The organism is Maribacter sp. MAR_2009_72, from assembly GCF_007827235.1.
Taxonomy (GTDB): Bacteria; Bacteroidota; Bacteroidia; order Flavobacteriales; family Flavobacteriaceae; genus Maribacter; species Maribacter sedimenticola.
The window spans coordinates 2,512,476-2,526,596 of the sequence record NZ_VISB01000001.1 but is presented as its reverse complement, the minus strand read 5'-3'; the positions used below and the strand labels follow the sequence as shown (position 1 = coordinate 2,526,596).

The 14,121-nt window shown below is 37.2% G+C and carries 15 protein-coding genes; 6 read left to right on the top strand and 9 right to left on the bottom strand.

What is annotated here, in order from left to right; translation table 11 throughout:
- The first annotated feature begins 59 nt into the window (after positions 1-59).
- Positions 60-1,727 carry a glycerol-3-phosphate dehydrogenase/oxidase gene (locus tag JM81_RS10595; RefSeq protein WP_144803180.1) on the top strand — a complete coding sequence of 556 codons (1,668 nt, stop codon included), beginning with the start codon at positions 60-62 and terminating at the stop codon, positions 1,725-1,727.
- Here the strand turns inward: JM81_RS10595 and JM81_RS10590 are convergent.
- Positions 1,724-2,725 carry an NAD(P)H-dependent glycerol-3-phosphate dehydrogenase gene (locus tag JM81_RS10590; protein WP_144803177.1) on the bottom strand — a complete coding sequence of 334 codons (1,002 nt, stop codon included), beginning with the start codon at positions 2,723-2,725 and terminating at the stop codon, positions 1,724-1,726. The genes JM81_RS10595 and JM81_RS10590 overlap by 4 nt on opposite strands.
- A gap of 121 nt (positions 2,726-2,846) precedes the next feature.
- Between JM81_RS10590 and JM81_RS10585 the strand changes: the two genes are divergently transcribed.
- Complete coding sequence (locus tag JM81_RS10585) at positions 2,847-3,761, top strand: nicotinic acid mononucleotide adenyltransferase (RefSeq protein ID WP_144803174.1); 915 nt, start codon at positions 2,847-2,849, stop codon at positions 3,759-3,761.
- A gap of 52 nt (positions 3,762-3,813) precedes the next feature.
- On the opposite strand, the gene JM81_RS10580 is transcribed toward JM81_RS10585, so the two are convergent.
- The gene (locus JM81_RS10580; RefSeq protein WP_144803171.1) at positions 3,814-4,341 is read right to left on the bottom strand and encodes a DUF421 domain-containing protein; all 528 of its coding nucleotides are present in this window, start codon (positions 4,339-4,341) and stop codon (positions 3,814-3,816) included.
- Between the two features lie 107 nt (positions 4,342-4,448).
- Positions 4,449-5,297 carry a helix-turn-helix domain-containing protein gene (locus JM81_RS10575; RefSeq protein WP_089260988.1) on the bottom strand — a complete coding sequence of 283 codons (849 nt, stop codon included), beginning with the start codon at positions 5,295-5,297 and terminating at the stop codon, positions 4,449-4,451.
- A 147-nt stretch (positions 5,298-5,444) separates the two neighbouring features.
- Between JM81_RS10575 and JM81_RS10570 the strand changes: the two genes are divergently transcribed.
- Together JM81_RS10570 and JM81_RS10565 are read left to right on the top strand one after the other, a co-directional pair.
- On the top strand, positions 5,445-6,416 hold the full coding sequence (locus JM81_RS10570; protein WP_144803168.1) for a phytanoyl-CoA dioxygenase family protein: 972 nt from the start codon (positions 5,445-5,447) through the stop codon (positions 6,414-6,416).
- Positions 6,417-6,499: 83 nt separating this feature from the next.
- On the top strand, positions 6,500-8,125 hold the full coding sequence (locus JM81_RS10565; protein WP_089260986.1) for a SulP family inorganic anion transporter: 1,626 nt from the start codon (positions 6,500-6,502) through the stop codon (positions 8,123-8,125).
- Between the two features lie 10 nt (positions 8,126-8,135).
- Here the strand turns inward: JM81_RS10565 and JM81_RS10560 are convergent, their stop codons facing one another.
- Entirely contained in the window at positions 8,136-8,417 is a 282-nt protein-coding gene (locus JM81_RS10560) for a hypothetical protein (protein WP_144803165.1), read from the bottom strand.
- A gap of 219 nt (positions 8,418-8,636) precedes the next feature.
- On the opposite strand from JM81_RS10560, the gene JM81_RS10555 reads away from it, so the two are divergent.
- Positions 8,637-9,677: a lactonase family protein gene (locus tag JM81_RS10555; protein WP_186435562.1), complete on the top strand. Its 1,041-nt coding sequence runs from the start codon at positions 8,637-8,639 to the stop codon at positions 9,675-9,677.
- On the opposite strand, the gene trxA is transcribed toward JM81_RS10555, so the two are convergent.
- The 5 genes from trxA to JM81_RS10530 form a co-directional block, all read right to left on the bottom strand.
- Positions 9,674-9,970 (bottom strand): thioredoxin, encoded by a 297-nt coding sequence (trxA, locus tag JM81_RS10550; RefSeq protein WP_089260983.1) that lies wholly within the window; start codon positions 9,968-9,970, stop codon positions 9,674-9,676. The genes JM81_RS10555 and trxA overlap by 4 nt on opposite strands.
- Positions 9,971-9,998: 28 nt before the next feature.
- Positions 9,999-10,700 carry a DsbA family protein gene (locus JM81_RS10545; RefSeq protein WP_144803159.1) on the bottom strand — a complete coding sequence of 234 codons (702 nt, stop codon included), beginning with the start codon at positions 10,698-10,700 and terminating at the stop codon, positions 9,999-10,001.
- 151 nt (positions 10,701-10,851) lie between these two features.
- The gene (locus JM81_RS10540; RefSeq protein WP_089260981.1) at positions 10,852-11,331 is read right to left on the bottom strand and encodes a c-type cytochrome; all 480 of its coding nucleotides are present in this window, start codon (positions 11,329-11,331) and stop codon (positions 10,852-10,854) included.
- A gap of 169 nt (positions 11,332-11,500) precedes the next feature.
- Positions 11,501-12,463: a YheT family hydrolase gene (locus tag JM81_RS10535; RefSeq protein ID WP_144803156.1), complete on the bottom strand. Its 963-nt coding sequence runs from the start codon at positions 12,461-12,463 to the stop codon at positions 11,501-11,503.
- Between the two features lie 27 nt (positions 12,464-12,490).
- Entirely contained in the window at positions 12,491-13,465 is a 975-nt protein-coding gene (locus JM81_RS10530) for an NAD(P)H-dependent flavin oxidoreductase (protein WP_144803153.1), read from the bottom strand.
- A 122-nt stretch (positions 13,466-13,587) separates the two neighbouring features.
- On the opposite strand from JM81_RS10530, the gene JM81_RS10525 reads away from it, so the two are divergent.
- Positions 13,588-14,064 carry an acyl-CoA thioesterase gene (locus tag JM81_RS10525; protein ID WP_144803150.1) on the top strand — a complete coding sequence of 159 codons (477 nt, stop codon included), beginning with the start codon at positions 13,588-13,590 and terminating at the stop codon, positions 14,062-14,064.
- Positions 14,065-14,121: the final 57 nt, after the last annotated feature.

The window sequence follows — 14,121 nt, the reverse complement described above, 5'->3', positions numbered from 1 at the left end:
TTAGGGTTGTAACAGTACAAAATTGGAAATCAACTTTTTAATAGCAAAAAACATCTTTGATGAAAAATATAAAATTTACCAATTTAGAACGTCAAAAAACAATAGCATCACTGCAGGGAGAAGAATTTGATCTTGTGGTCATAGGTGGCGGTATAACAGGCGGTGGTATTGCATTGGATGCGGCATCACGTGGACTAAAGGTTGCCCTTTTGGAAAAAGGTGATTTTGCCTCGGGCACCAGCAGTAAATCGACCAAATTGATACATGGCGGATTACGATACTTGAAACAATTTGATTTTTGGTTGGTAAAGGAAGTAGGCTCGGAAAGGGCCATTGTGCATAAATTGGCTCCACATTTGGTCCTACCGGAAAAGATGTTGCTTCCGTTAATAGAAAATGGATCGTATGGTAAGTGGCTAACTTCTATTGGACTTAAAGTCTATGATATACTTGCACAGGTAACGGGTGATGATAAACGAAAAATGCTTGAAAAGAAGGAAGCCCTTAAATTGGAACCTTTATTACCTAAAAAGATATTGAACGGGGCGGGCTACTATGCGGAATATAGAACGGATGATGCAAGGCTTACCATTGAAAATATAAAGACCAGTCTCCTTTTTGGTGCTCAAGCCTTGAACTATGCCAAGGTGAACGACTTTCTATATGAAAATGATAAAGTTGCGGGGGTAAAGGCTGTAGATATGATTTCAGGCAGTGAATTTACCATTAATTCTAAATATGTAATCAGTGCTGCGGGACCTTGGGTAGATGAGTTAAGGAGCCTGAACAATTCCAAGAAGGGAAAACAATTACATTTGACCAAAGGTGTCCATTTAGTTTTTCCATATGAGAAACTTCCCGTAAAGCAATCAGTATATTTTGATATACCCGATGGGCGAATGATGTTCGCTATTCCAAGAGGTAAAATTACTTATGTAGGCACTACGGATACCAATTATAATGATAGTAAAGATGAGGTAAGGACAGATATTGCCGATGCGATCTATTTAATATCGGCCGTAAATAATATGTTTCCTGATATTAATTTGGAACTGGAGGATATAGTTTCTTCTTGGGCAGGTCTACGCCCACTGATACATGAGGAAGGTAAGTCCGCTTCTGAACTTTCCAGGAAAGATGAAATCTTTGTTTCCGCAACGGGGTTGATCAGTATCGCCGGCGGTAAGTTGACGGGTTATCGCAAAATGGCCGAAAGGGTAGTTGATCGTATTGCAAAAAAAATGGATGAGGAATATAATATTGAACTCAAGGAATGTTATACGGAAAAAATATATCTGTGCGGAAATGATGATTTTAAAAAATTCAAGCATGTAAAAAAATATATTGCCCAAGTGTATGATAAGATAAAAGACGACGGTTTTACACAGCATGACGCTTGGTTTTTGGTAACCAACTATGGCAAACAGACAGAAGTTATTTTAGATACCTACACAAAATTGGTAGAAGAAGATAAATATATTAGGTTGGCCAAAGCGGAACTTACCTTTGGTATTGATTATGAAATGGTACAAAACCCAATGGATTTCTTTATAAGAAGAACCGGTAGGTTATATTTTGATATTGACAGCATCAGAACGCTTATGGAGCCCATCTTAAAGGAATTCCAGAACAAATTTGGGGTGTCAGATGAGGTCGTTCAAGAATGGAGAACAACCTTAGAGGCAGAATTAAAGGAACATTCAGATTTTTCCCTTACCAGAAACTAGTCCAGCTTATCCGTTAGGGCAAGAAACACCTTTTTAGGGTTTTTATTTTCGTAAAGAACTTGGTAAACGGCGTCTATGATCGGCGTCTTTACTTTTTTCTTGAATTTTTCTTTTATGACATATGCACTTTTGGCGGCATAATATCCTTCTGCCACCATGTTCATTTCCATTTGGGCACTCTTTACCGTATAACCTTTACCGATCATATTGCCGAACATGCGGTTACGGCTAAAAATGGAATATCCTGTGACCAACAGGTCACCTAAATAAGCAGATTTGTTAATGTTGCGGTCAATGTTGTGTATTCTTTTGGTATAGCGTTTCATTTCCCTTATGGCATTGCTCATCAAAACACTTTGAAAATTATCCCCATAGCCCAGTCCGTGAGCAATACCCGCTGCAATGGCATAAATATTTTTTAACATTGCCGCATATTCCGTACCTATAATATCCTTGCTGATATTCGTTTTTATATAATTGCCGGACAGGTTTTTGGCTACGTACTCCGCTTTTTGCTTATCGGCACAGGCAATGGTCAAATAGGATAAACGTTCCATGGCAACTTCCTCTGCATGGCATGGTCCGGTAATTACACCAATATGGTCAAAAGGTATGTTGTATACCTCATGAAAATGCTCACCTACGATTAATCCGGATTCTGGTACAATCCCTTTTATGGCAGAAAAAATAATTTTATCCTTAATGGATTCATTTAATTTTTCCAACTCGGATACCAAAAAGGCAGAGGGTATGGCAAAAATTAATATATCGGCATTATTTACCGCATCGTTAATATCGTTAGTTAACAGTAATTCTTCTGTTTTAAATTCAACTGAAGTGAGGTAATTGGGATTATGCTTTTGTATTTTAATATAACCAATAGCATCGGAATTTCGCATATACCATCCTACTCGTTCTTGGTTTTCGGTCAACATCTTCACTATGGCGGTAGCCCAGCTACCACCTCCCAATACTGCAAATTTAGCGTCCTTTTTCATGCCTTTGTTTATGGTACAAATTTACTATTTATTTAGATGGTTGTAATACGTTGGTTTATAGGGTTATGATGATTTTGGCATAGAGATTGTTTATCAGTACATAACCTTTAAATAAAATTGTATGAAAACATTAAAACTACTTACAGGATATGTTCTTTTGGCCACGCTTATGGTTTCTTGTTATGCAGATGTAATCATAGAAGATAATTTTATTGAGGAATCTGCCTATAATACCGATCAAGTATTGCAAGACTATGATTTGTGGTATGTAGATATCAATGAAACGCGTGGATATGGGGAAGTGCCATTTTTGCAACGTGCCTTTACCATTTCCTTTGACCGTGGCATCGTTTATGCCAACAATAACATTGTAGGCATTGGTAAAACCGGTGGCGGCTACGGTATTGATGTAGGTACGTATAGTACGTTAAGGGGCATAGTAGAAATTGATCATGATATCGATGGGCGTTGGGCCTTGGAAGTCTATGCGGTTAATAGAAATACTATTGAGCTTTATGATGCAAGTACGGATACATCCTATTTTTTAAAAGGATACCAGACCAATTCATTTGATTATGATATGGTATTCTATGACAACATCAATTATTTTATACAGGAATATGATGCTTGGGAGAAAATTTATACAAGTCAGGCAGGTGCTATAAATGATTTTGACAATGAAAATTATATACAGTTTCTACCCGATTTTTTCAGGTCTTCCTTAGATGCTCCTAATACAAGAGTTTCAAATCTGCAATGGGATTATGAAGGAAATTATGTGGTATATGATGTACAGGGAGATAATACCTTAAAGGCCTTGACGCTGGATTATGATTTTTTTGGTGATGATTATTTTGAGTTATATGTCATTAACGATAGCACTATTGAGCTTTATCACCCTAGTAGTGGAACTACTTATGAATTTAGTGGCAGAGGATATCAGCAATATTTAAAAACCGGTAAGGATATCCAAACCAAGAAAAGAATAAAGACTTCTAACCCTATCATGAAAGTGGAGAGAAAGAAGGTAAAATAGTTTTTAGGTTGATTGTCTTAAGAATGCCCTGGTCTTTTAGAACGGGGTATTTTTATATAGTGGCAGCTACATCGGTCATTATAATATCATCAATTTCTATAGGAGAATCTGTATGTAATACGGAAATATCTCCAGTGGTTTCAAAAACTACCGCTTTTACTTGGGAAAGCTGCAATACGTTCGCCTCTCTTAATTTACCCATAAGGTCGGCTTGGCTTACCAGAGCCTTATTTAGGTTCTCCTTGAAAATTTCTCCGTCTTTCATCAATAAAATAGGTGTGTTCGTGACTATTTTTTGAGTTTTGTCAGAAGAAGATAGTATTTTGGCGAACAGCGCTTGTAACCCTGCAAGCAAGGCCAGGGAAACAATTGCGGGCATAAGGCTTGACACTGGTTTGTTTACCGCATCCGCTAAAATGGAGCCCATTGCAATAGTTACGGCAAAATCAAAGCTGGTCATTTTTGCAAAGGTTCGTTTGCCTGTAACCCGGGTAATGAGCATGATATAAAGATAAATACAAATTGCGGCAATGCACATTTGCAATACGGTCTGTAGTGTTAATGGTTCAAAAATTTCCATGTGTTCTAGGTTATGAGGTATGTTTTACAATGCCTGTATCTTGGCATAATAAAGGTAATCCGTTAGTACACAATTACTTTCCTCTATTACCTATAATACTACTTCATTTAAACGGTAAGCAATCTTTTTTTAAATGCCGAAGGATTTTCTCCCGTAACTTTTTTAAACGTTCTATTAAAGTATGATAGGCTTTCAAAGCCACATTCAAAACAGGTTTCACTAACGTTCTTACCGCTTAAGAGCAAACGTTTAGACTGGCTTATGCGGTACTGGTTCAGGAATTCTATAAAAGTACTACCTGTAGCTTTTTTGAAGTATCGGCAAAATGCAGGTTTGGTCAAATTACAAAATTGTGCCACTTCATCTACAGAAATCTTACCTTGGTAGCGTTCATCGATCAAGGCATAAATTTCACGAATTCTACTTTGTTCTTTTTTACTGTACCTGTTTTTGTACGGCTTTTTATGCAGTAATTGAAATTCATTACTTTGAGAAAGTCTTTTTAGAATATTCATTATAGCCATAAAATATTCAAAAGGTTTTAAGGTATGAAGTTCCTTAAGCAATTTACCTACCGTTTTTTTTGTCTCGCCATGAAATGCTATGCCATAACGGGACAAATCAAGTAACCTGTTAAGGCTCTGTAATTCTGGCATTGGTTCAACAAAGGTATTTTTGAACGAAGGTTTAATATGTAATACTTCTTCCCTATAGGTCGTCTTTACGCCATAGTCAAAATTTAAGTGGGGTATATTAGAGCCAATTAGCACCAAATCTGTCTCTTCATATTCAGAAATATGATCACCAACATGTCTTGTTCCATTGGCACCTTCAATGTAGACCAATTCATATTCTGGATGAAAGTGCCAATAAAAAAGATGACTTAATTTTGGGTCATGTAGCAATCTAAAAAGACTTTTAGATTCAGGTTCTATAGTTTCCAGTTCAATTTTCATAGGGATAAATGTAACAAAATTGCACATATATTTAAATGTAGCAGGCTTAAAAATCAATATTGTTCAAATTGTGGTTAATATCAAGGTGGTGTAAGGGCTTAAAGGTCAGTAGATTTATATCATAGATTCAACTTAAATTTTAAGAACATGAAACATCTAAACAAGGTAGAGCTTGGAAATAAAGGCCATAAGGATATACCGGGAAATCCGTCTACGGCAACTAGTAGCAAACAGCAATTAAATGATCGATCTAACGGTGTTCCACTTCGTGTACTCAGCGAAGATGATTGGCAATTTTGGATAGAGAACGGGTATATTGTAATTAAGAATGCCGTGCCTTTGGAGCAGGCAAAAGCAACCGCTGATTTTCTTTGGGAGTTCGATGAAAAAGACCCAAATGATAAATCATCTTGGTATGCTGCACCGAGAGCGGAAATGAAAATGAAAGAACTTACAGGAACTGGAATGGTTGAGGTATATAATCATCAGCACTTATGGAATAACAGACAAACACAAAAAGTCTATGATGCCTTTGTAGATGTGTGGGGAACTGAAAAATTATGGGTAACCATTGACCGTGCCAATTTAAATTTTCCATTGCCGGAAGGAGTGGATAAGAAAGGATTTATTCATTGGGATTATGATCCGGAAACTAAGCCACAGAATGTTCAAGGTGTACTGGCCCTTGCAGATCAAGATGATGAGCAAATGGGCGGTTTTCAATGTATTCCATGGTTATATAGAAATTATGATTCTTGGAAATTGACCCAACCTAATGACCGTGACCGTTTTCAACCAAGCTTAAAAGGTTTAGAAGATAAAATTGTTAAGGTAAAAATGAAAGCGGGTGATCTTTTAATTTTTAATAGTACAGAACCCCATGGTATAAGACCTAATAAATCTAAGGACAAAGTAAGAATTGCACAATATATTTCCATGATGCCTGCAGAGCCTGAGAATACTCCGTTAAAAAAATGGAGAATCAATTCTTGGAAAAATAGGATTGCACCGGAAGGCTATGCTTTTCCTGGTGATCCCCGTAATTGGGAACAAACCAAATACGATACTGCCAAATTATCTCCATTGGGAGAGAAGTTATTGGGATTAAAGGACTGGTAAACAGATAATTTGGTAATAATCTACATGTTTGTGGCAGGGCCGGTAAATATTACTATTTTTGCGCCCTTTAAAGGTTTTGATACATGGCGAAGATTTTCAATTTATTTGATTTTAAGCAAAAGGTAGATTATAAGACAGAAATTTTATCTGGACTTACCGTAGCGTTGGCCTTGGTGCCAGAAGCAATAGCATTTGCATTAATACCAGGGTTTTCTCCCTTAACCGGTTTATATGCCGCTTTTGTTCTGGCATTGATTACCTCAATTTTTGGTGGTAGGCCGGGTATGATTTCGGGTGCAACGGGAGCAGTTGCTGTCGTATTCATTGGTTTAATACTTGAATTAAAGAGAAACTTTCCGGGTATAGCGCCAGAAACTATTTTAAACTATGTGTTCGCAACCGTAATTATTGCGGGGATATTACAAATACTGGCCGGAGTTTTAAAATTAGGAAAGTTTATCAGATTGGTGCCTCACCCGGTTATGTTCGGCTTTGTCAATGGTTTGGCAATCATCATTTTTATGGCGCAGTTCCCAAATTTTTATCAGAAAGGGACCGATCAGTTGTTGACGGGAACAAATATGGCAATGATGTTGGGACTTACCTTATTGACCATGTTGATCATATGGGGCTTACCCAAATTGACCAAAGCGGTGCCTTCATCATTGGTGGCCATTGTAGTGGTTTCTGCAATTGTATTGGGTTTTGGAATAGATACTCTTACCGTTGCGGATACAATGCGTGAAGGTGAATCTATTAAAGGAGGTTTTCCACCATTGTCCATACCACAGATACCCCTAACTTTTGAATCTTTTAAAATAATTTTTCCATATGCAGCCATTGTTGCCGGTGTAGGACTTATAGAAAGTTTGCTTACCCTAAATATTATTGATGAAATAACTGAAACCAGGGGTAACAGTAATAGGGAATGTGTTGCGCAAGGTTCGGCGAACATACTTTCTGGATTTTTATCGGGCATGGGGGGTTGTGCAATGATCGGTCAGAGTTTAATTAATACCTCTTCTGGTGCAAGGGCTAGGTTATCCGGTATTACTGCGGCCGTAATGTTATTGGTATTTATTATGTTTGGATCTAGTGTTATAGAGCGTTTGCCTATGGCGGCTTTGGTAGGACTTATGTTCATGGTTGCAATTGGGACTTTTGAATGGGCAAGTTTTAAGACCTTTCGGAAAATGCCAAATTCAGATGTTGTGGTTATGATTTTGGTGACATTGATTACCGCTATTACCCATAATTTGGCCATTGCTGTGCTTTTAGGAGTTGTCATTTCTGCATTGGCCTATTCATGGGAAAATGCCAAAAGAATCCGTGCAAGAAAGCATATAGATGAAAACGGAGTTAAGCATTATGAAATCTATGGTCCGTTATTTTTTGGTTCTACTACGTTATTTAGTGAAAAATTTGATGTACCTGGAGATCCAGAACAAGTTATTATAGACTTTAAAGAGAGTAGGGTAGCAGATATGAGTGGTATTGAAGCTTTGAACAAAATTACGGAACGGTATGCCAAGCTTGGTAAAAAAGTTCATTTGCGCCATTTAAGTAAAGACTGTATTCGCTTATTGGAAAATGCCGAGGAAATAATAGATGTGAACGTAATGGAAGATCCCACATACAAGGTTATGATAGACAAGCCCATAAAAAATAACGATTCAGCAAACAACCCTTTTAAACTCTGGGGCTTATAAGGCTAGATAGTTAGGACCGGGCAAAATAGTAAATGGCATATAGTAAACAGATGGTCCCTATCAGTGCCATGATATAATAAATTATTTCTTGAGTACGGTTTTTTCTTGCCTGTGAAATAATAGCTGCCCTTATTTTTTTACGTTCACCCTCAGTAAGCTCCTTGAATTGAAGTTTTGTTTTATGGGTATGGTCCATATAGTCTTTGCGTAGATCCCTAAAGCTTCTACTTTTTTTAAGTAACGCCCTATTGGCCTTGATTACCTTCATTGGTTGTCCACCATAACCGCCCATATCATCACTTTATATATTAGTACCATAAAAGTGTAAATGTTACATTCCTGTGCAAATTCATACGAATAGACGAATACTTTCCTATTTTTAATAGAAGTAATTATATAGGTATATGAACCATGTTTAATTATAGTATTCTGATAAATTTATTTCAACATGAAAAGTAAAATATTTTTGTTACCAATGTTTTTTGGTTTCATTTTTTTGATTGGCTGTGATATGGATAAAAATACAAATGATGCAATACTTTTTGTAGGCACGTACACAAAGAATGGAAGTGAGGGAATTTATAGGTTTAACTTTAATGTGGATACGGGAAGGCTTAGTGACCAAACTTTGGCTGCCCAAATAGAAAATCCTTCCTTTATAACGTTTTCACCGGATAAAAAAACGTTGTATGCAGTTGGTGAGGTAGATAATTATAAGGATGGTAGTGGAGTAATTACCACTTTTGATGTCAAGGATACGGTACTTACCAAATTGGATATGATGTCCACATTTGGGGCAAATCCTTGCTATGTTGGTGTTAGTAGCAATGGTCGTCATGTTGCAGTGGCAAATTATACAGGAGGTAATTTTACAATTTATAATGCCCAAGAAAATGGAGCTTTGCTTCTATCTCCACAAGTAATTGACCATAAAGTATTAGATACAAGTAAGACGGCCCATGCCCATATGGCCAAGTTTTTGGACGATGAACTGTTCGTTGCCGATCTAGGTTTGGACCGTATTAAAAAATATTGTAAACAGGAGAATGTTTTTGTTCCCAGCGAACAGAAAGAACTTGTATTGGCAAGCGGTGCAGGCCCAAGGCATTTTGTGGCTTCTGCCAATGGAATTTTTTTATATGTCATTAATGAGCTGAACTCTACGATTACCTTGTTTAAAAAAATAGGGGGGAGTTATGAAACCGTAGCGGTTTATAATACCCTGTCTGATAATTTTAAAGGCGAGAGTTTCTGTGCCGATATTCATTTGTCCCCAGACGGTAAATATCTTTATGGGACTAATCGTGGAGAAAATACCATAGTAATTTTCAAGGTAAATGAAACTAGTGGAAAATTAGCTTTGGTGGGAAGAGAACCTGTAAAGGGTGATTGGCCTAGGAATTTTACTATTGATCCCAGTGGGTCATACGTACTTGTGGCAAATCAACGCAGTAATAATATTGTGGTTTTCAAAAGGGATATTGAAAAAGGCACCTTAAGTTTTATCAACGAGGTTGATTTGCCAAGTCCTGTATGTTTAAAATTTTATTAATGGGATTTTATGATTTCAACCAAATCCCGTTTCTGTATTACACCAGATTGTCTCCAAACTTGTTTTCCGTTCTTGTACAATATCATGGTAGGCACCCCTCTTACCTGATAGGTAGTGGCAAGGGATTGATTTTTATCGACATCGATTTTTACTATTTTTATTGCATCGCCCAGTTCATCCTTGACATCTTTAAGGATAGGGGCCAATGTTTTACAAGGGCCGCACCAGTCGGCAAAAAAGTCTACCAGTACCGGAGTATCACCGGCTATAATGTTTGAAAATGATGTTTTCATAATAGCTTACTTTTTATAGGTTTATAGCTTAACAAATACCTGTTGTGGAATCACAATGGTCACCTTCGCTCAAAATGGTTAATGGTGCCACTTGCTCAAATGCCTCTAAAAAAGCAGTGGCAGGTTGTGCTCCGCTAATTCCATATTTATCATTTATAATAAAAAATGGTACACTGTTTACGCCACGTTGCTGATAATGTGCAATTTCTTGTTTTACACTATAGGCAATGTCTTCGTTATTTAAAATTTCTTTTGTTTTTTCCTCTGGCCAGCCGTATTCTTCCATAATGGTAGTGAGTACTTCCGGTTTGTTCAAATGGAGATTTTCATCAAAATATGCCTTCATCAATCGCTCTTTCAATACATCCTTGAATCCATCTTCACCGGCAACATGCAGTAATTGGTGAAGCGGTAGCGTATTTACTGCGCGCCATTCTGGTCCAAAGTTAAAGGTAATTCCTTCCTCTTTGCCGTTTTCTACCAAACGCTTGGTCATTTCCAAAGGGCCTTCCAAATTGCCGAACTTATTTATAAGATAGGTGTCTCTGTCCAAGCCTTCCTTAGGCATATTGGCATCTAATTGAAAAGGGTGCCATTCTATATCTATTGGAGCTCCTTTCCATTGTGCAATGGCTTTTTCCAATCTTTTTTTTCCGACATAGCACCAAGGGCAGGCGACATCAGAAACTATATCTATTTTTATTTTATCATTTTGCATAGTAATGTTCATTATCTTAGGTTACATTGGTCGTAGGGCAATACCCTTTCATTACATTTTTCTCTTATACTTGACCCAATTGGGGGAGTACTAGATTACAAAAAAAGCATAAAAAAACCCTTTCAAGACTGTTGAAAGGGTTTGCGTATAATTTCAATGGAAGTTATAGAGTACGTAAATACTCCGCTAGGTTGCGAGCTTCTTCCTCATTTAGGTTTTGATTCAGCATAATGGCATTGTTGTATTCTTTCAACAAAGCTTTGGCAATTGGGTCTTCTTTCAACATTTTGTCTGGATTAATGATCATGTTCATTACCCATTCTGGACTTCTTCTTTCATAAACACCTTTTAACGCAGGTCCTATCATACGTTGTTCTGCCATATGGCAAGCGGTACAAATAGCTTGGAATTTTTCTTTTCCTGCAGCGGCCATTTCCTCGTTTATAGTATCATCGAACTTTACACTGGTTATTGGACCAACACCTTTATTGTCCAAATCAACCGGAACACCTTCAGTTGCAGTTTCTGTTTTAGCTTCCTTCTTGGTTCTGTTCATTTCAAAACCTTCCTTCTTCTCTTCCTTTTTCTCACCACAACCTATAATCATTGTGCCAAGAGCTAATAAGGTTAATAATTTGCGCATACGTTTACGATATTTTAAAAGTTGTCTCTCAATTTAGGGTCTAAGATATGAATTTTTAATGGTGACCCTAGCTTTTAAACGCAATGTACGTATAGATTTAGGGAATATATTTAGACGGTTAACATTTTTGTAAAAATTTATGAAAAATTGCACTTATAAATGTTCATGTTCAGGAAAGATTCTCGAAAAATTCTAATGTGCGTCTTTCGGCATACGTTTGGTTTTTTGCACCATGAAAACCAACATGACCACCATATTTTGGAGTCTCCAAAAACAAGTGTGTATGGTTTTTTGCAATTTCTATAGGGTAACATTCAGGACCTAAAAAGGAATCGTTCAAGGCATTGATGATTAAAGTAGGAACATTAATATGTTTTAAAAATTGTAGACTGCTGCTCTTTGCATAATAGTCCATAGCATCTTTGAAACCATGGGCCCTACTGGTATAGATATCATCAAAATCCTTAAGATTTTTTATGTTTTTAATGTCATCATTAGAGATCAGGTCAGGAAATACTTGTTGCTTTTGTTTTAATTTTTCTAAAAGGTTTCCTTTAAACCTTCTTGCATAAAGTACGTTCTTATATTGCAATAGTTGATAAAGGGAGTCTGCTAGTTGACAGGGTACAGAAATGGCGGATGCTCCTTTTATTTGGGCCGGAACGCTTCTTTTTTCTCCTAAATATTTTAGTAAAAGATTGCCTCCAAGGCTAAAACCATGGAGGAATATTTGCTGGTATACTTTTAAGTTCAGGATATGGTCCATTACATATTGTAAGTCCTCCGTAGCACCAGAATGGTAGGATCTAAAAAGATTGTTGGCCGTTCCGCTACAGCCTCTTAGATTTATGGCGCAGACATCAAAACCTTTTTGTGAGAGTAATTTGGCACTGCCTTTTACATAGGCCCTTTGGGAGCTTCCTTCCAGTCCATGGATGATAATGACCAATTTTTTGGAGGTTTCAGCGGCATAGCTCCAATCCGTATCCAAAAAATCTTCATCGGGCAGGTTAATTCTAATACGTTTCTGTTCTAAATCATCAACCTTTCTAAATAGACCGTTATATATGGTAGAGAAATGTCCGTTCCTAAATATTGGGGAAGGATGGTATGATGAATCTATTATGGGCATTTATGAGGTAAACTTTTAAATACAAATTTATTTAGGATAGGTTTCCAAAACTTTTATTTGTTCCTGGATAGCCTCCTTAAATTCCGTTTTTAAATTTGATACTAAGGTGGTAACAGGTACGGTATCATTTATAAGAGCGGAACCTTGTCCTGCAGACCAAATGGTTTTCCATGCCTTTGCTTCGGTATCCAATTCTTTTCCAAAATCTATCTTTACATCTTTTTTTAAATCCTCCTCGGTAATACCTGCGGCTTTAAGGCTTGCTCCTAGAAAGTTGGCGTGAACTCCAGAGATTGCTGCGGTATATACAACATCGCTAGCTCCAGCTTCAATAATCATTTTTCTATACTCCGGTGTAGCCTTACTTTCGTCCGTATTTATAAATCGGGTTCCCATGTAGGCAAGGTCGGCTCCCATTTGAAGTGCAGATGCAACATCTCTACCGGTACTGATACAGCCGGAAAGTAAGATGGTCTTGTGAAAGAACTTTTTTATTTCTGCTACCAATGGCATGGGATTAATAGTACCCGCATGACCCCCTGCACCCGCAGCAACAAGAATTAATCCGTCAACCCCGGCCTCTGCCGCTTTTTCCGCATGTCTTTTCTTAATGATATCATGGAATACGAGTCCGCCATAACTATGAATGGCATCTACTACTTGCGACACTGCCCCTAAAGAAGTAATTATCAATGGTACTTGATGTTTTACGCACAGTTTAATATCCGCCTCTAATCTAGGATTGGTAGGATGTACTATTAAATTTACGCCGAAGGGTGCTGCTTTTTTGCCGGTTTCCGCTTCATATTTCTTCAATGCGGTCTTTATTTCTATCAGCCATTCTTCAAAACCTTCGCTAGTTCGTTGGTTTAGCGCAGGAAAAGTACCTACGATACCATTTTTACAACATTCTATGACCAATTTAGGCCCCGATATTAAAAACATGGGTGCAGCAACGATCGGTAATGCCAATTCATTAATGAAAGCAGGTTTGTTAGACATAATATGTAATTTTTTAACTAGAATTAAAATTAAGGATAAAAAACCGTGTTCTTTATTCCATACGAATCAAAACTATGTTATTTTTAGGGAGTATTATGCATGCATAGCAAAAAAATAATTTTATGCACTTAAAAGAATTTGAAGTTAGGTGGAGTGATGTTGATGCAAACCGGCATTTGGCTAATTCGGCCTATGTGAATTTTATGAGTCATACCAGAATGGCATTTTTAATGGAATTGGGGTTTGACCATAGGGCAATGGCAATTCATGAAATAGGGCCAGTGGTATTCTATGAGCATATTTATTATTTCAAGGAAGTGTTTCCTGGAAAGCCAGTGAAGGTTTCGTTGGAAATTGTTGGGATGAGCGAAGATGCCAAGTTTTTTGAATTTGAACATAATTTTTATAATCATAAAGGAGAAAATGTAGCCCGTTGTGAAATGATGGGCGCTTGGATGGATTTGAAAACTAGAAAATTGACCGGCTTGACCAATGATTTGTTGAAAACATTCAGCGAAGTAGAAAAAGGGGCCAATTTTAAAGTGCTTACCAAAGAGGATTCAAGAAAGTTTGCACGTGTACCCAATAAAGGGTTATAAAATTACAGAAAGGATATTTTTTTAAACAAATTATGCAACCCATTGATTTGTATTGTG